The 16778-nt window shown below is 73.0% G+C and carries 14 protein-coding genes and 1 rRNA gene; 10 read left to right on the top strand and 5 right to left on the bottom strand.

The window, feature by feature from the left end:
• The first annotated feature begins 148 nt into the window (after positions 1–148).
• A 5S ribosomal RNA gene (rrf, locus tag OHL10_RS12110) occupies positions 149–265 on the top strand.
• Positions 266–352: 87 nt separating this feature from the next.
• Here rrf and OHL10_RS12115 read toward each other — a convergent pair.
• The 5 genes from OHL10_RS12115 to OHL10_RS12135 form a co-directional block, all read right to left on the bottom strand.
• Positions 353–1339, bottom strand: coding sequence for an alpha/beta hydrolase (locus tag OHL10_RS12115; protein ID WP_265522479.1), 987 nt, complete (start codon positions 1337–1339; stop codon positions 353–355).
• Positions 1340–1502: 163 nt separating this feature from the next.
• Complete coding sequence (locus tag OHL10_RS12120; RefSeq protein WP_265522480.1) at positions 1503–2222, bottom strand: maleylpyruvate isomerase N-terminal domain-containing protein; 720 nt, start codon at positions 2220–2222, stop codon at positions 1503–1505.
• Positions 2223–2242: 20 nt separating this feature from the next.
• Positions 2243–3511: a homoserine O-acetyltransferase MetX gene (gene metX / locus OHL10_RS12125; protein ID WP_425499002.1), complete on the bottom strand. Its 1269-nt coding sequence runs from the start codon at positions 3509–3511 to the stop codon at positions 2243–2245.
• Between the two features lie 13 nt (positions 3512–3524).
• Complete coding sequence (locus OHL10_RS12130; RefSeq protein ID WP_265522482.1) at positions 3525–4874, bottom strand: bifunctional o-acetylhomoserine/o-acetylserine sulfhydrylase; 1350 nt, start codon at positions 4872–4874, stop codon at positions 3525–3527.
• A gap of 363 nt (positions 4875–5237) precedes the next feature.
• Positions 5238–5741, bottom strand: coding sequence for an inorganic diphosphatase (locus tag OHL10_RS12135; protein WP_265522483.1), 504 nt, complete (start codon positions 5739–5741; stop codon positions 5238–5240).
• 271 nt (positions 5742–6012) lie between these two features.
• Here OHL10_RS12135 and dacB point away from each other — a divergent pair, with 271 nt between their 5' ends.
• From dacB to OHL10_RS12180, 9 genes are all read left to right on the top strand, one after another.
• Positions 6013–7422, top strand: coding sequence for a D-alanyl-D-alanine carboxypeptidase/D-alanyl-D-alanine endopeptidase (gene dacB, locus OHL10_RS12140; RefSeq protein WP_265522484.1), 1410 nt, complete (start codon positions 6013–6015; stop codon positions 7420–7422).
• A 68-nt stretch (positions 7423–7490) separates the two neighbouring features.
• Entirely contained in the window at positions 7491–8615 is a 1125-nt protein-coding gene (locus OHL10_RS12145) for a zinc-dependent metalloprotease (protein ID WP_265522485.1), read from the top strand.
• Positions 8616–8619: 4 nt separating this feature from the next.
• Positions 8620–9675 carry a tRNA lysidine(34) synthetase TilS gene (gene tilS / locus OHL10_RS12150; RefSeq protein ID WP_265522486.1) on the top strand — a complete coding sequence of 352 codons (1056 nt, stop codon included), beginning with the start codon at positions 8620–8622 and terminating at the stop codon, positions 9673–9675.
• Between the two features lie 5 nt (positions 9676–9680).
• Complete coding sequence (gene hpt, locus OHL10_RS12155; RefSeq protein ID WP_265522487.1) at positions 9681–10235, top strand: hypoxanthine phosphoribosyltransferase; 555 nt, start codon at positions 9681–9683, stop codon at positions 10233–10235.
• Positions 10236–10348: 113 nt separating this feature from the next.
• Complete coding sequence (gene ftsH / locus OHL10_RS12160) at positions 10349–12469, top strand: ATP-dependent zinc metalloprotease FtsH (protein WP_265522488.1); 2121 nt, start codon at positions 10349–10351, stop codon at positions 12467–12469.
• The gene (gene folE / locus OHL10_RS12165; RefSeq protein WP_265522489.1) at positions 12469–13095 is read left to right on the top strand and encodes a GTP cyclohydrolase I FolE; all 627 of its coding nucleotides are present in this window, start codon (positions 12469–12471) and stop codon (positions 13093–13095) included. Before ftsH ends, folE begins: the two co-directional genes overlap by 1 nt.
• Before the next feature lie 52 nt (positions 13096–13147).
• The gene (gene folP / locus OHL10_RS12170) at positions 13148–14029 is read left to right on the top strand and encodes a dihydropteroate synthase (protein WP_265522667.1); all 882 of its coding nucleotides are present in this window, start codon (positions 13148–13150) and stop codon (positions 14027–14029) included.
• Positions 14026–16275, top strand: coding sequence for a 2-amino-4-hydroxy-6-hydroxymethyldihydropteridine diphosphokinase (folK, locus tag OHL10_RS12175; protein ID WP_265522490.1), 2250 nt, complete (start codon positions 14026–14028; stop codon positions 16273–16275). The genes folP and folK overlap by 4 nt, the downstream gene beginning before the upstream one ends.
• A complete protein-coding gene (locus OHL10_RS12180) occupies positions 16275–16775 on the top strand; it encodes a DUF3180 domain-containing protein (protein ID WP_265522491.1) in 501 nt (166 codons plus the stop codon). The genes folK and OHL10_RS12180 overlap by 1 nt, the downstream gene beginning before the upstream one ends.
• Positions 16776–16778: the final 3 nt, after the last annotated feature.

A 16778-nucleotide genomic window follows, 5' to 3' on the forward strand; every position in this document is an offset into this window, starting at 1 on the left:
CGCAGCTGACCGGTACTAATCAGCCAACAACTTCAACACCAACACTTTTGCTACGCGTCCACTGTGCGGTTCCCGAGAAACGGGCCAACACCCCCACCACCCACGACCACGGGCGGCAAAAGGGGGGCACCCGACAACTCGATAGCGTTACGGCGGTCACAGCGAAGGGGAAACGCCCGGTCCCATACCGAACCCGGAAGCTAAGCCCTTCAGCGCCGATGGTACTGCCCTGGAGACGGGGTGGGAGAGTAGGACGCCGCCGAACACCCATTCACCAAAGGCCCACCCCACCGGGGTGGGCCTTTGGCATACCCCCACACCCCGTCTCCGGGCGGCCGGCCCACGTCGCTCGTCAGCTCCACCCGTAGCCGGCCACCCACCGCGTCATCTCGGCGAAGAAGCGAGCTCGTGGTACGGGTGCCGACAAGCAGAGGTCGTGCACGCCGCCGAGGATCCTCACCACGGAGACCACGGGTCCCAGGTTCGGTGCGCGACGGGCGAGCAGTTCCACGTCGAGGACGATGTCCGCGCTGCGCATCTCCTCGCTCCACCGGGCGCTGATGAGCGAGCGGCTCGCGGTCAGGACGGCCACGGGACAGTCGATATCCAGCCCTGCCGCCACGCGCGCGTGCCCCTCGATGATGGCGCGCAGCCACCCGGCACGGACTGGGAACGACGGGACCGGCCGCCACGCCGGTTCGATGTCCCAGCCGCGACCGTTCAGGTCGCGGAGACTGCGCGCGTAGTAGCCGGGATCCACGTTGGGCAACGGTGCTCGGGGCTGGAAGCGTGCGAGCTGGCGGATCGCCGGCGTCGAGACCGTCCGGACCACCGACGAACCCTGCAGCTCCAACCAGGGGCTGTTGAGGACAAGGCCGCGGATCCGTCCCGGGTGGCGCTGCGCCCAGAGCGCCGCGACGAGCCCACCCGTGGAGTGCCCCATGAGCATCACCGACGCGTGCGCACCGAGCTCGTCCCGCACCAGGTCGAGCGCGGCTCCGATGTCCTCGTCGTACTCGTCGAGGTGCTCGACGTACCCCGGGGTCTGGTGTGGTCGCAGGCTCCGGCCGTACTTGCGCAGGTCGAGCGCGTAGAACGCCGCGCCCTGAGCCTTCCAGTACTGCGCGAGCTCGGTCTGGAAGAAGTAGTCGCTCCAGCCGTGCAGGTACAGCACAGCCCGGACCGGTCGCCTCGCGTCCGGCGTGGGCGGTTCGTAGCGCACGACGGTCGCCTCGACGGCGCCCTCGTCGTCCGGCGTGAGTTCGAGCGTGTGCCGCCGGTAGTCCGGTCCGAGCACGTCCTCGGTCCATCCGGGCGGGTAGGTGCGTGGCGTGGTCACGGTTCTGGCACGTCCCTCCCGACCTGATGCTCGGCCCGAGGGCCGTCCAGCGGGTCGGGGAGTCCGAGGTGGGCAGCGTACGCGACGAGCATGGGACCAACCTACGGTCTGGGCGGGCACTGCGCCTGGCGCGCGGCTCGTGCGTACATCGGCCGCAGATCCGTTACAGCAGCGGGAGCATCCGCCCGAGGTCGGGCACGGCCTCCGAGGTGTGCGCCGGCGCCAGAGCACGAGCGAGCTCGTCGACGTCATAGGGCTGACGTCCGGTCGCGAGCCGTACCCACAGGAGCGGGTCTGCGACGGTCAGACGCCATCCGCCCCGGGCGACGACGATGCGCAGCAGCTCGTCGGCGACGGCCGCCAGAGCCTGCGGATCGACGGGGTCCGACCCGATCTCCGGCGCGGAGCGAGCGAGGTCGTCGGCGTGGACGACCAGCTCGACCGTTCGGGAGACCACCATGTCCCGCAGGGTGAGCGGACCACGCCTCGCCTGCACGATCGTCTCGCCCGCGAGCTCGTCGAGGCGAGCGAACGCGGCCTGTGCCAGACGGCCGACGCCGGTGAGGCGGTCGAGACCGAGGTCGGCGTCGAGCTCCCGTGTCGCATCGGCGACCTCCTCGGCTCGCGCCGGGTACGTGCCCAGGTACTCGGCCAGCGTCAGTGGATGTGTGCCCGCCGGAACGGGGCTCGCAGCCGTGAGCGCCGTCATGGCACGTCCGAGGTGGGAGACGAGCTGGCCGAGGGTCCAGCCGTCGAGCACGCTCGGACGCTCGGTGATCCCGTCGTCCAGAGCGCCGCTCTCGTCGAGATCGCGCAGCCACGTGTCGAGCCGCGCCCATTGCTGCCGCAGCACGCGGGCTGCTTCTGTGACCTCCGGATCCATCCTGCTCCTTGCTCCCGTCCTCAGAGCCGCGCGCGCTGGCCGAGGAAGTCCGCCACCACGGGGCCGAGCTGGTCGAAGTCGATGAGGAACCCGTCGTGCCCGAAGTCGGACCGTAGGACGTGCAGCGGCTCGGCTCCCGGGATCCCGGCGACGATGCGCGCGCATCCGGCGGGGAGGAAGAGCCGGTCGGTGTCGACCGCCACGACGAGCGCCCGGGCCGTGATCTGCGCGAGCGCCGCCTCGACCCCGCCACGGTCGCGGCCGAGGTCGTGGGTGAGCATGGACTCGGTGAGCACGAGGTACGAGTTCGCGTCGAACCGCCGCGCGAGCTTGTCGCCGTGGTGATCGAGGTAGGACTGGACGGCGTACCGCCCGTCGACGAACGGGTTCTCGCCCCCCTGCGGCAGGCGGCCGAAGCGTTCGTCGAGCTCACGCGCCGACCGGTACGTGGTGTGGGCGATCTGTCGCGCGATCCCGAGACCGCGGTGCGGCCCCTCGCCGTCGGGCAGATCGTAGTAGTCCCCACCGTGGAACCCGGGGTCGGCACGGATCGCGCCGAGCTGCGGGTGCGCCCAGGCGATCTGGTCCCCGCTCGTCTGCGCGTTCGTCGCGATGGGCGCGATCGCCTCGACGGCGATGCCGGCCTCGGGGCCGAGGACCGCCCACTCCAGCACCCGCAGGCCACCCATCGAGGCGCCGACGACCAGGGCCCAGGAACTGATCCCGAGCGCGCGGGTGAGCTCGATCTCGACGGCGACCTGGTCACGCGTGCTGACGCGGGGGAAGCGGCTGCCCCACGGGCGCCCGTCTGGCGCCGACGACGCGGGGCCGGTCGTCCCCTGGCAGCCGCCGAGCGCGTTCGGCGCGACGACGAAGTACGTGTTCGTGTCGATCGGTGCGCCCGGCCCGACCATCTCCTGCCACCACCCGGCCGTGGCGTGCCCCGGGCCCTGCGGCCCGGTGACGTGGGAGTCTCCCGTCAGGGCGTGCAGCACCAGGACCGCGTTGGACCCGTCGGCGTTCAACGTGCCCCACGTCTCGTACGCCACGCGGACGTCGGGCAGGCGCACACCTGACTCGAGGTCGAAGGTGCCGACCTGCGCGAACTGCCGGTTCCCGACGTCGTCCCCCTCGCGCCAGGCGCCCGAGGCGCGCACCGCCGGCTTCACCCGGGCGCGCGACGACGCCGGACGTCGGGACGGTCCGGCCACCGGGGCAGGGTCGGGCTTCACTGCTTCCCACTGTAGGGCCGGGGCGCCAGGGGCGCCCCGGCTGTCCAGGTGCGTCATCGGGCAGGTCGTCTCAGGCGCCGAGCTGCGACTTCGCGGCCGTGAAGCCGAGCTCGAGGTCCGCGAGAATGTCGTCGACGTGCTCGATGCCGACGGACAGGCGCACGAGTCCCGGCGTCACCCCGGACAGGGCCTGCTCGTCCGGGCTCAGCTGGCTGTGCGTCGTCGAGGCCGGGTGGATGACGAGCGAGCGGACGTCACCGATGTTCGCCACGTTCGAGTGCAGCTCGAGCGCGGACACGAACGCCTGGCCCGCCTCGGCGCCGCCGTCGAGCTCGAACGCCAGCACGGCGCCGGCGCCCTGCGGCGCGTACTTCTGCGCGTTCGCGTACCAAGGGCTGGAGGGCAGGCTCGCGTAGTGGACCTGGCGGACGTCGTCGCGCGCCTCGAGCCAGGCCGCGACCTTCTGCGCGTTGGCGACGTGGCGCTCCACGCGCAGCGACAGGGTCTCGATGCCCTGGGAGATGAGGAACGCGTTGAACGGTGAGATGGCCGACCCGAGGTCGCGCAGGAGCTGGACGCGGGCCTTGAGGATGTAGGCGAGGTTCGCACCGAGGATGCCTCCCACACCGAGGTCACGGGCGAAGACGATCCCGTTGTAGCTGGGGTCCGGGGTGTTGAAGTTCGCGAAGCGCTCCGTGTCCTGCGCGAAGTCGAACGTGCCGCCGTCGACGATGACCCCGCCGATGGCCGAGCCGTGGCCGCCGAGGTACTTGGTCGCCGAGTGCACCACGATGTCGGCGCCGTGCTCGAGCGGCCGGACGAGGTACGGGGTCGCGACGGTGTTGTCGACGATCAGCGGGACGCCCGCGGCGTGCGCCTCGGCGGCGACCGTCTCGATGTCGAGGACGTCGGACTTCGGGTTGGGGATGGTCTCGGCGAAGAACAGCTTGGTGTTCGGCCGCACCGCGTCGCGCCAGGCCTGCGGGTCGTGCGGGTCGGTGACGAACGTCGTCGTGATGCCGAGCTTGGGGAGCGTGTAGTGCAGCAGGTTGTACGTGCCGCCGTACAGGCTGGGGCTGGCGACGACATGGTCGCCGGCCTCGGCGACGTTGAGGATGGCGAAGGTCTCGGCCGCCTGGCCCGAGGCGAGCAGGAGCGCGCCCACCCCGCCCTCGAGCGAGGCGATGCGGTTCTCGACGACCTCCTGGGTCGGGTTGCCGATGCGTGTGTAGATCGGACCGAGGTCCTTGAGCGCGAAGCGGTCGGCCGCGACGCCGGCGTCGGGGAAGACGAACGAGGTCGTCTGGTAGATGGGCAGGGCGCGGGCGCCGGTCGTCGGGTCGGGCGACTGCCCGGCGTGGATCTGGCGGGTCTCGAAGGACCATCCGGGCTGGGCTGCGGGCTGGGTGGTGTCGGTCACGATGCTCTCCAGGTGGGTTCGTCGATCGGAGCCGCGAACCGTCGTCGCACGTGCTGCTCGACGCGCGGGACGCGGGGCGGGCGGATGGCGCACGTGTACGGGAGATGCCCGAGGGGCGCCGGAGCTCCGCCCGTCATCGACGACAGGGGGAGGGGGCGACGCAGGGCAGAGCGAACGTGCGCGGGGTCAGCAACACATTCGGCAGGTCATACGGACGAGACTAGGTCGCCGTCTCGCGGGTCGGTAGACGTGTCTTGAAGAGTGAGATCTCGCAGGGTGGTGCTCATCGGCCCGCACCGCCTCCACGCACGACGGCGCCGCTCCCGACCAGGGGAGCGGCGCCGTCGCACGTGGTGCGAGAGGTCAGTGACCGGGCGTGTGGTACCCGCTGTCGATGGCGCGCTGGATCGAGCGCTCGATCTCGGCCTCGGCCTCGGAGCGGCCCGTCCAGTGGGCGCCCTCGACAGACTTGCCGGGCTCCAGGTCCTTATAGACCTCGAAGAAGTGCTGGATCTCGAGACGGTGGAAGTCGGACACGTCGTCGATGTCCTGGCGCCACGCGGCGCGCTGGTCACCCGTCGGGACGCAGAGCACCTTGTCGTCGCCGCCGGCCTCGTCGCGCATGCGGAACATGCCGAGCGCGCGGCAGCGGATCAGGCAGCCCGGGAAGGTCGGCTCCTCGAGGAGGACGAGCGCGTCGAGCGGGTCGCCGTCCTCGCCGAGCGTGCCCTCGATGAACCCGTAGTCGTCCGGGTAGCGCGTCGAGGTGAAGAGCATGCGGTCGAGCCGGATCCGACCGCTCGCGTGGTCGACCTCGTACTTGTTGCGCTGGCCCTTCGGGATCTCGATCGTGACGTCGAACTCCACTGTTCTCCTCCAGGTCGAACCAGTCCGGCGTGCTCGGCGCGGTACCTGGTCGGGTGATGGCTGTTCGTGCAGACGCGGGCCCCCCACCGGCGACGAGCCGACGACGACGCGGACCACGCCTGCGTGCGCGTCCAGTGTGCCATGTGATCGGTGTTCGGCGAGTGGTCGCGGCCCCCGTGAGGGCCGGAAACTGAGTGATAATGCGCACGTGCATCTGCCGGTGCACGGTGCGCGTCGCGTGCAGGACGCCCGAGAGACATGAGGGACGAAGATGGGGTGGGGCGCACGGACCGGCGCGACCGCTGCGGTGGTGCTGACGTTGGCCGGGGCATACCTGACGGCCGACGCGTACGACGCGGTGCCGGGGATGCTCACCCTCGCGCCGCCGCACGCAGAGCCGGCCCCGTTCCCGCAGGCGCCCGGCGCGGTCGAGGGGACGCCGCCGAGCGTCACGCTCGACATCCTCGACGAGACGGCGCCCGTACCGTCCCCGGCGCAGGTCGGGTCCGCCGTGGACGCGCTCGCCGCCGACCAGCGGCTCGGCCCGGCGCTCGGTGCTCTGGTCGTCGACGCGAGCACCGGGGAGGCCCTCGGCTCGCACGCCGCCGACGCGACGCTCGTCCCGGCGTCGAGCCTCAAGCTGCTCACCGCGGTCGCTGCCCTCAGCTCGCCGGGGGGCGCCACCACGCTGCCGACGAGCGTCGTGCAGGAGTCCGCGGAGACGATCACGCTGGTGGGCGGCGGCGACATGATGCTCGCGGCGGGTGCCGGTGACCCGACCGCGGTGAACGGCCGGGCCGGGCTGGGCGACCTCGCGGCGCAGGTCGCCGCAGAGCTGCGGCTCACCGGCCGCACGACCGTGCGGCTGGTCGTCGACGACTCGCTGTTCACCGGTCCGGCCGAGAGCCCCAGCTGGCACCCCGACAGCGTCCGGGACGGCTGGGTCGCGCCCGTGACGGCCCTCGCGATCGACATCGCGCGGCTCGAGGACGAGGAGTACGCGCCCCGCAGTGCCGACCCGGCGCTCGCGGCGGCCCAGGTGTTCGCCGCCGCACTGGACGAGCGGGGTGTCACGGTCACCGGGGAACCGGTCCGGGGGACCGCGCCCTCGAGCGCGACGACCATCGCCGAGGTGCGCTCGGCGCCGCTGAGCGAGGTCGTGGACTATCTCCTCCAGCGGTCCGACAACACCATCGCCGAGGTCGTGGGCCGTGTGGTCGCGCTCGACGCGGGCCTGCCGGGCTCCGCCGAGGGCGCCACGCAGGCGGTGCGGGCGAGCGTCGAACGTCTCGGCGTCGACCTGACCGGTGCGCAGATCGCGGACTGCGCGGGGCTCGGCGACGGGTCTGCCCTGTCCGCGCGCCAGCTCGTGGACGTCCTCGCGCTGCTCACCGACCCCGCGCACCCCGAGCTGCGGACCGGTGCCACGGGTCTGGCGATCGCCGGGCTGAGCGGCACGCTCGACGACCGCTTCGTGGAGACGCCGGGCGCCGGGGTGGTGCGCGCCAAGACCGGGAGCCTGCCCGACGTCACCTCGCTCGCCGGCACCGTGGTGACCGACGACGACCGCCTCCTGCTGTTCGCGCTCCTCGTGGACGACGTCCCCGAGGGCGGGACGTGGGGCGCCCGCCTCATCCTCGACGGCTTCGTGGCCTCGCTCGCCGAGTGTGGCTGCACCTGACCGGTACGCGGCCGTCCGGGGCCGCCCACGGTCGCTCACGGTGGCCACGCGGCGACTACGGTGGAGCGATGACGCTCACCGACGCGGCGCCCACCCCTCTCGTGGACTGGTCCGCAGCTGCGCAGATCGCCGGCCGGCTCGCCCGGCCCGGCCCGGCGGCGTCCCGCACCGAGCTCGACGACCTCGTCGCCGACCTGCACGCGGTGGCGAGCGCCGCGGTCCCGCACGTCCTGCGCGTCACGCGGATGCGCGTCGCTCCCGGCCCGGGCGCCGACCCGGGGGGCCCGACGAGCCTGGGGCCGGTGTACGTCGTCGACCGGGTGCGGTGGGCGAGGGCGAACACCGAGATCATGGCCGCGATGACGGCCGGGCTCCCCGGCGACCACCAGGCCGAGGCCCGCGGCCGGCGACCGCGGGTGTCGCAGGCGACGGCACTCACGGGCGCCGCGCAGGTCGGGGCGGTGCTCGCGGCGCTCTCCAGCCGGGTGCTCGGGCAGTTCGACCCCTACAGCGCCCCCGAGAGCCCCGGCGCGGGGCGCCTGCTGCTCGTCGCACCGAACGTTCTGCACGTCGAGCGGGAGCTCGAGCTCGTGCCGTCGGACTTCCGGCTCTGGGTCGCCCTGCACGAGCAGACCCACGCCCTGCAGTTCTCGGCGGCACCGTGGTTGGCCGACCACCTGCGCGCACGCGCGACGTCGCTCCTCGCGGACGTCACGGAGTCCTCCCGGCGGCTGACGGAGGCCCGGCTCCGCGACCGGCTCACGGTCGCCGGCCGCGCGGTGCTCGGCGCGGTGCGGGGGGACGGTTCGTCGCTGCTCGACGGCGTGCTCAGCCCCGAGCAGCGGCACGCCGTCGAGGAGGTCTCGGCCGTCATGGCGCTGCTCGAGGGCCACGCGGACGTCGCCATGGACGCGGTCGGTCCCCGGACCGTGCGCACCGTCCGGCAGATCCGGGCCCGCTTCGAGCGACGGCGCGACGGCGCGGGGTCGGGGACGTTCGACGCCGTGCTGCGCCGCCTGCTGGGGATGGACGCCAAGATCGCGCAGTACCGCGACGGGGCGGCATTCGTGCGCGCCGTGGAGAAGGACGTCGGCCGCGACGGCTTCAACGCCGTGTGGGCCGCACCGGAGAACCTGCCGACCTCCCGGGAGATCGCCGACGCGCGGGCCTGGGTGCGCAGGGTCCACGGCTGAGCCGATGGCCGGACCCGCACCGTCCGTGGCCGCCGCGCGCAACGCCGTCCGTGCCGCGACGGCGGACCTCGCCCCGGGCGACCTCGTGCTCGTCGCGTGCTCCGGCGGCGCCGACTCCCTCGCGCTCGCGGCCGCGACCGCGTTCGTGACGCGCCGGTCCGGCGTCCGCGCCGGTGCGGTGATCGTCGACCACGGCCTCCAGCCGGGTTCGGGCGGCGTCGCCGCCGACGCCGCCCGCACCTGCCGCGGGCTCGGGCTCGACCCGGTCGAGGTGCGCCGCGTCGTCGTCGGCTCGGACGGAGGGCTGGAGGCCGCCGCCCGGGCAGCCCGGTACGCGGCGCTCGAGGACGTCGCGCGTGATCGGGGTGCGGCCGGGGTGCTGCTCGGGCACACGCTCGACGACCAGGCGGAGACGGTTCTGCTCGGCCTCGCGCGCGGGTCGGGCGCTCGCTCGCTGGCCGGCATGCGAGCCGTCCGCGGGCTGTGGCGGCGCCCGTTCCTCGGGCTGCGCAGGAGCGACACGGAGGCGGTGTGCACCGCGAACGGCCTCGCCTACTGGCAGGACCCGACGAACGGTGCGGCCGGGACGCCGCTGCGTTCGCAGGTGCGGGCGCGCGCGCTGCCCGCCCTGGAGGGGGTGCTCGGTCCGGGCGTGGCGGAGGCGCTCGCCCGGACGGCGGACCAGCTGCGCGACGACGCAGACCTGCTCGACGGCCTCGCCGACGACCTGCTCGAGCGCGCACGGCGCGAGGTGGACGTCGCCGGGACCGGCGGGGACCAGGACGGTCGCGGGATCGTGCTGGGCGTCGAGGTGCTCGCGGGCGCACCGCCGGCGCTGCGCCGTCGGGCACTGCGGTCCGCCGCCGCCGCCGCGGGGGCGCCCGCCGGGGCTCTCGGGCACACGCACGTGGCCGCCCTCGACGCCCTCGTCACCCGCTGGCGGGGGCAGGGTCCGCTGCACCTGCCGGGTGATCTTCGTGCGTGGCGCGCGTGTGGCAGGCTTTTCCTACGACCCGCACCCGTGGTCTCCGGCCACACCCACCAACACCACCAGGAGTAGCCCCCGTGGACGCATCGGACGTCGGCAACGATCTCGAGAACATCCTCCTCACCCAGGAGCAGCTCGAGACGCGGCTCGGTGAGATCGCCGCGCAGATCGACCGCGACTACGCGGGCAAGGACCTGCTGCTCGTCGGCGTCCTCAAGGGCGCCATCATGGTGATGGCGGACCTCGCCCGGCACCTGCACCACCCCGTCGAGATGGACTGGATGGCGGTCTCGTCCTACGGCTCGGGCACCAAGTCCTCGGGCGTCGTGCGGATCCTCAAGGACCTCGACACCGACCTCTCCGGCCGCAACGTGCTCGTCGTCGAGGACATCATCGACTCGGGCCTGACGCTGTCGTGGCTCCTGTCCAACCTGCGCTCGCGCGGGCCGGCGTCGGTGGAGATCGCCTCGATGCTGCGCAAGCCCGACGCGGCGAAGGTCGACGTCGACGTGCGCTACCTCGGGTTCGACATCCCCAACGAGTTCGTCGTGGGCTACGGCCTCGACTACGCCGAGAAGTACCGCAACCTCCCGTTCGTCGGGACCCTCGCCCCGCACGTCTACTCCAGCTGACGACGGGTCAACGCCCTGGGCGAACAGACCAGCCAATTGCCAGGGAGAACGTGTAACTTCACTGGCGAACCATTGCGCGAGTGGAGGGATGCGGGGAATCGTCCCCGTCGCCGATGAACATCAAGAAGATTCTCAGTGGCCCGATCGTCTGGATCGTGCTCGGCCTGGTGATCCTCTGGATCGCCTTCACGACGCTGTCGGGGCCCTCCGTCGAGCGGATCGACACGTCTCAGGGGCTGGAGCTGCTCGCCGGCGACACGGTCGAGCAGGCCCTCATCGTCGACGGCGACCAGCGGGTCCGGCTGACGCTCTCGGAGGACTACGAGGTCGACGAGGACAACAAGGGCCGCGACGTCGAGTTCTTCTACGTCGCACCGCAGGGCGAGGCCGTGGTCGACGCGGTCGTCGCGGCGGAGCCCACCGACGGGTACAACTCGGAGGTCGCGCAGCCGTCGTTCCTGTCGTCGCTGCTCACCCTGCTCATCCCGTTCCTCATCATCGGCGTCATCTTCTGGTTCCTGCTCTCCCGGATGCAGGGTGGCGGCTCGAAGGTGATGGGCTTCGGGAAGTCCAAGGCGAAGCTGGTCTCGAAGGACACCCCGCAGGTGACCTTCGCGGACGTGGCCGGCGCCGAAGAGGCCGTCGAGGAGCTCCACGAGATCAAGGAGTTCCTCGCCGAGCCGGAGAAGTTCCAGGCCCTGGGCGCCAAGATCCCCAAGGGTGTGCTCCTGTACGGGCCGCCCGGGACGGGCAAGACGCTGCTCGCGCGCGCCGTCGCCGGCGAGGCGGGCGTGCCGTTCTACACGATCTCCGGCTCGGACTTCGTGGAGATGTTCGTCGGTGTCGGCGCGAGCCGCGTCCGCGACCTGTTCCAGCAGGCGAAGGAGAACGCGCCCGCCATCATCTTCGTCGACGAGATCGACGCCGTCGGACGGCACCGCGGGGCAGGCATGGGCGGCGGCCACGACGAGCGCGAGCAGACGCTCAACCAGCTGCTCGTCGAGATGGACGGGTTCGACGTCAAGGCGAACGTCATCCTCATCGCGGCCACGAACCGGCCCGACATCCTCGACCCGGCGTTGCTGCGCCCCGGCCGCTTCGACCGTCAGATCGCGGTCGAGGCACCGGACCTCAAGGGCCGCGAGGCAATCCTGCGGGTGCACTCCCTCGGCAAGCCGATCGTCCCCGAGATCGATCTCATGGCCGTCGCGCGCCGCACGCCCGGCTTCACCGGTGCGGACCTCGCCAACGTGCTCAACGAGGCCGCGCTCCTCACAGCGCGCAGCGGTGCCCAGCTCATCGACGACCGCGCGCTCGACGAGGCGATCGACCGCGTCGTCGCGGGTCCGCAGAAGCGCACACGCATGATGAACGTCAAGGAGCAGAAGGTCACCGCCTACCACGAGGGCGGGCACGCCCTGGTGGCGGCCGCGATGCGGTACACCGACCCGGTGACGAAGGTGACGATCCTTCCCCGTGGGCGAGCCCTCGGGTACACGATGGTCATGCCCACCGAGGACAAGTACTCCACGACGCGCAACGAGCTGCTCGACCAGCTCGCCTACGCGATGGGCGGCCGGGTCGCGGAGGAGCTCGTCTTCCACGACCCGACGACCGGTGCGTCCAACGACATCGAGAAGGCGACGGCGATCGCCCGCAAGATGGTCACCGAGTACGGCATGAGCGAGCGCGTCGGCGCGATCAAGCTCGGCACCGGGTCCGGGGAGCCGTTCCTGGGCCGCGACATGGGGCACCAGCGCGACTACTCGGAATCCGTGGCGGGCACGGTGGACCACGAGGTCCGCAAGCTCGTCGAGGCGGCTCACGACGAGGCGTGGGAGGTGCTCACCCAGTACCGCGACGTGCTCGACCACCTGGTGCTGGAGCTCCTGGAGAAGGAGACCCTCAACCAGGCCGAGCTCGCCGACGTCTTCGCGCCGGTCGTCAAGCGGGATGCCCGCGACGTCTGGCTCTCGAGCGAGCAGCGCGAGGTCTCCCAGCGCCCGCCCGTCCAGACGGACGTCGAGAGGTCCAAGAGCAACGGCAGCCCCGTGATCCCGCAGGACGAGGCCGCTGCCGCGAGCGACGAGCTGCCGCCCGAGCGGATCGGCGAGGTGCCGTCGGGCGGTGCTGTGGGTGGTGTGCAGGACGCGCCGAGGTCGGTCGCCGACCGGATCGCCGACCGGCTCACCGACCGGCCCGCGGACGGTGACGACCCGGACCGGACGACCTGATGGACGACGCGCACCGCGTCGCCCACGCCGCCGACGACCTCCCGGCACCCGGCGACGTGCCGGCGTACGACGCGCCCAGGATCGAGGCGGCGGTCCGCGAGATCCTCTTCGCCGTCGGCGAGGACCCGGACCGGGAGGGTTTGCGCGAGACCCCCGCTCGGGTCGCGCGGGCCTACCGGGAGATCTTCGCCGGTCTGCGGCAGGATGCGGGCGAGGTCCTGAGCACGACGTTCGACCTCGGCCACGAGGAGATGGTGCTCGTCAAGGACATCGAGGTGTACTCGACGTGCGAGCACCACCTCGTGCCCTTCCACGGCGTCGCGCACGTCGGGTACATCCCCAACACGGACGGCCAGATCACCGGGCTGTCCAAGCTGGCGCGGCTCGTCGAGGTCTACGCCCGCAGGCCACAGGTGCAGGAGCGCCTCACCTCGCAGATCGCTGACGCACTCGTGGGGAACCTCCAGCCGCGCGGGGTCATCGTCGTGGTGGAGTGCGAGCACCTGTGCATGTCGATGCGCGGGGTGCGCAAGCCGGGCTCGCGGACGGTCACGTCCGCGGTGCGGGGGCAGATGCGCGACGTCGCCACCCGCGCCGAAGCCATGAGCCTGATCCTCGGGCGCTAGCGTGAGGCTCCCCGGCCTGGCCGAGCTCGACGACCTCGGGCGCACTCTCGTCATGGGGGTCGTCAACGTCACGCCCGACTCGTTCTCCGACGGCGGCGAGTGGTTCGAGCCAGCCGCTGCGGTCGCGCACGGACGTCGGCTGCGCGCCGAGGGTGCGGACATCCTCGACGTCGGCGGTGAGTCGACACGGCCGGGAGCGGCGCGGGTGCCCGTCGAGGACGAGCTCGCGCGCGTCCTGCCGGTCATCGAGGCCCTCGCCCGCGACGGCGCCGTCGTGAGCGTCGACACCACCCGCGCGGTGGTCGCGGAGCGGGCGGTGGCGTCCGGCGCCAGGCTCGTCAACGACGTCTCCGGAGGCCTCGCCGACCCGCGCATGGCGGAGGTCGTCGCCCGCACGGGTGTCGCGTACGTGTGCATGCACTGGCGCGGGCACGCAGACGTCATGGACTCCCTCGAGGTGTACGACGACGTCGTGGCGGACGTGCGGGACGAGCTCGCCGCGCGGATGGTCGACCTGCGCGCGGCAGGGGTGCGGGCCGAGCAGATCGTGCTCGACCCGGGTCTGGGCTTCTCCAAGGCCGGCACGGCGAACTGGCCCCTGCTCAGCCACCTCGGCACGCTGCGCACCCTCGGACGTCCCGTCCTGGTCGGTGCGTCCCGCAAGAGGTTCCTCGGGCACCTGCTCGCCGGACCCGACGGCGTCCTGGCGCCGCCCGCTGCCCGGGACGCGGCGACGGCGGCGGTCTCCACGCTCGCCGCGGCCGCGGGGGCCTGGTGCGTGCGGGTGCACGCCGTGCAGGCGACCGCGGACGCGGTGCGGGTCGTCGCGGCGTGGGACGGCGCACGCGCCGTCGACTCGACGGCGGGCCCTGTCAGCACGCAGGATGAGACGGTTCAGGAAGCGTTCGGCGACGACGAGGGGAGCACGACGTGACCGCAGCGTTCACAGGGGTCGTTCCCGGTCCGGACGGCCGCCCGCTCGACCAGATCAGGATCGGTGGGCTGTCGGCCACGGGCCATCACGGTGTGCTCGCGCACGAGCGTGTCGAGGGCCAGGTGTTCCGCGCGGACGTCGTCCTGCACCTCGACACCCGGTCGGCAGCGGTCGGGGACGACCTGGCGGACACGGTGAGCTACGCGGTCGTGGCCGAGGAGGTCGTCGCGATCCTCGAGGGGTCGCCGGTGGACCTGATCGAGACCGTGGCCGAGCGGGTCGCCGCCGCCGCGCTGGCACACGGGCCCGTCGTCGCCGTCGACGTGGCGATCCACAAGCCGCAGGCACCGATCGACGTCCCCTTCGACGACGTGGAGGTCGTGATCCGACGTGATCGGGTGAAGGTGCCCGTCGTCGTCGCACCGACGGTCGCGCCGCAGCCGGCAGCAGAGGCGCCGCAGCACGTGGCGGCCTCGCCCGCAGCGCCCGCGGCGCCGATCCCCGTGGGCTCCGTCGCACCCGCCGTCCTGCACGGCGAGCCCTTCGCCCCGCAGGCACCCGCCGGTCCACCTCCGCTGCCGGACGTCGGCGAGGCTCACCACGTCGCACAGCCGGACGACCAGTCGCACGACGAGCCGGCGCGAGCCGACCAGGCGAGGGCCGACCTGCACGAGCCGGCCGTTGAGGAACAGGAGCCCGACGACCAGGACCCCGGCGAGCCGCACGGGCAGCCGGACCGTCATGGGGACGGCGCGGCCGCCACGACGCCGTCCGTGCCCGCCCGCGAGCGCGACCGGATGGACGAGGTTCCCGCGGGCTTCGTCGACGTGGTGATCGCGCTCGGTGCCAACCTCGGCGACGCGCAGGAGACGCTGCGCGAGGCCATCACGGATCTCGACCGCATCTCCGGCATCGAGGTCACGGACGTATCGCCGCTCGCCCGGACGGCCGCCGTCGGACCGGAGCAGCCGGACTTCCTCAACACGGTGCTCCTCGCCCGGACGGTGCTGTCCGCCCGCGACCTGCTGCACGCCTGCCAGAGCGTCGAGCAGCTCCACGGCCGGGTACGCGACGAGAAGTGGGGACCGCGGACGCTCGACGTGGACCTCGTGGTCTACGGCACGCTCACCGCCGTCGCCGACGACCTCGAGCTGCCGCACCCGCGTGCCCACGAGCGGGCGTTCGTGCTCGAGCCCTGGTCCCAGATCTCGCCCGATGCCGTGCTCCCCGGCCTGGGCGGCGGCCCGGTCCAGGCGCTCGCCGCGACGGCCCCGGACCGCACTGGGATCCGTTGGCTCGCGCTCGACTGGTTGACGGAACCGACACCAGGGCTCGGGACGGGAGAGACTCCGTCCGTGGCCCCGGCCGCACCCTCGTCGCCCGCACCGATCTCGGGGCAGTTCCTGGCGGCCGTCCCGCCGCAGGCGCCCGTCCCGCGGCCCGAGGCGCCGGTCACCGCGGTGACCGGCGACGGTCCGGGCAGCATCACGGGCCCGGTCCCGATCGTCCGGGCCGCAGACGCACAGCCCACCGAGGCCCAGCCGGTCGACGAGCCTAACCACGTCCAGCCTGCCGGTGAGCGGTCGACGGACGAGCACACGCCCGTCGGGCAGCCGGCCGGCGAGCCGGCACCTCCCGCGCCCCGGCGACACGACGAGCAGTCCGGGCACCAGCCGGTCCCTCCGCAGCCGCAGGCACCCGCGCGGCCAGAGGCTCCTGCGCAGCCACAGCCGCAGCAGTGGGTGCCGGAGCGGATGCCGGAGTCGGCACCGCTGGCTCCCGCACCGCTGACACCGGCGCCGTCGCCGGCGCCAGCCCCGATGCTCCCGCCGGCGCCGCCGTTCGAGCAGGTGACGCAACCGACCGCTCCGTCGAACGAGCCTGCACCGGAACGGCCGCGGCCACCCTTCGCGCCCGTCCACCCGCAGCCCGACGAGCCGGCGGGTGCGGGCGACCCGACCGCCTTCGTGGGTGCGGGGTCGCAGCTGCCGCCGAACCCGTTCGCCCCGGTCAGCAGGGTGCCCGCGATCGAGACGCCTTCGGGCCCTGCCGACGTCGGGCAGGCGCCGAGGCGCGACGAGCAGGAAGCCCTGGACGAGGGGGAGCATCCTGCCGCGAACCCGTTCGCACCGGTCCGCCTGCCCCGCCGTGAGCCGGGTGCGACGACCGAGGCGTCCGACCCGAAGGGCCCGATCACCGGGGTGCCGCCGACGTTCCCCGTCGACCCGGCGGGCCCGTCCCGTTGATGCGTCGCACCGCGGTCGCCACGCTGGTCCGGCTGCTGCTGATCACGACCCTCCTCAGCTGGGTGGCCGTCTGGTCGCTCGAGCGTCGTGGGACGTACCTCCCCGTCGTCCCGTGGGTCGTGGACGTCACGCTCCTCGCGCTCGCCGGTGCGATCCTCTGGGCCGGGTGGGCGGTGCGCTCCTACCAGCAGGGCAGGCGACCGTCGCTCGACCCGCTGCGAGCGGCACGCACCCTCGTCCTGGCCAAGGCCGCGTCGCTGACGGGCGCGCTCCTCGCCGGGTGGTACCTCGCCCAGGTCCTCGTCGTCCTCGGGGACCTCGCCATCGACGCGCGCCGGGACCGGGCGACCGCCGCGGGGGCCGCGGTCGTGTGCGCGGTCGTCCTGACGGTCGTCGGGATGGTGGTGGAGAAGTTCTGCGAGCTGCCCGGCGGGACGGACGGCGACGGGCCGGGAGGGGCGTCCGGCGCAGAGAGCCCGGACGCCCCGCTGTCCACCTGACGC

The organism is Oerskovia flava, assembly GCF_026163685.1.
GTDB classification, from domain to species: domain Bacteria; phylum Actinomycetota; class Actinomycetes; order Actinomycetales; family Cellulomonadaceae; genus Oerskovia_A; species Oerskovia_A flava.

Excerpts from the sequence above, each read along its gene's own strand:
- OHL10_RS12180 (WP_265522491.1), top strand. The coding sequence starts at position 16,275 with ATGCGTCGCACCGCGGTCGCCACGCTGGTCCGGCTGCTGCTGATCACG.
- dacB (WP_265522484.1), top strand. The coding sequence starts at position 6,013 with ATGGGGTGGGGCGCACGGACCGGCGCGACCGCTGCGGTGGTGCTGACG.
- tilS (WP_265522486.1), top strand. The coding sequence starts at position 8,620 with ATGGCCGGACCCGCACCGTCCGTGGCCGCCGCGCGCAACGCCGTCCGT.
- folE (WP_265522489.1), top strand. The coding sequence starts at position 12,469 with ATGGACGACGCGCACCGCGTCGCCCACGCCGCCGACGACCTCCCGGCA.
- ftsH (WP_265522488.1), top strand. The coding sequence starts at position 10,349 with ATGAACATCAAGAAGATTCTCAGTGGCCCGATCGTCTGGATCGTGCTC.
- OHL10_RS12120 (WP_265522480.1), bottom strand. The coding sequence starts at position 2,222 with ATGGATCCGGAGGTCACAGAAGCAGCCCGCGTGCTGCGGCAGCAATGG.
- folP (WP_265522667.1), top strand. The coding sequence starts at position 13,148 with ATGGGGGTCGTCAACGTCACGCCCGACTCGTTCTCCGACGGCGGCGAG.
- metX (WP_425499002.1), bottom strand. The coding sequence starts at position 3,511 with ATGACGCACCTGGACAGCCGGGGCGCCCCTGGCGCCCCGGCCCTACAG.
- OHL10_RS12145 (WP_265522485.1), top strand. The coding sequence starts at position 7,491 with ATGACGCTCACCGACGCGGCGCCCACCCCTCTCGTGGACTGGTCCGCA.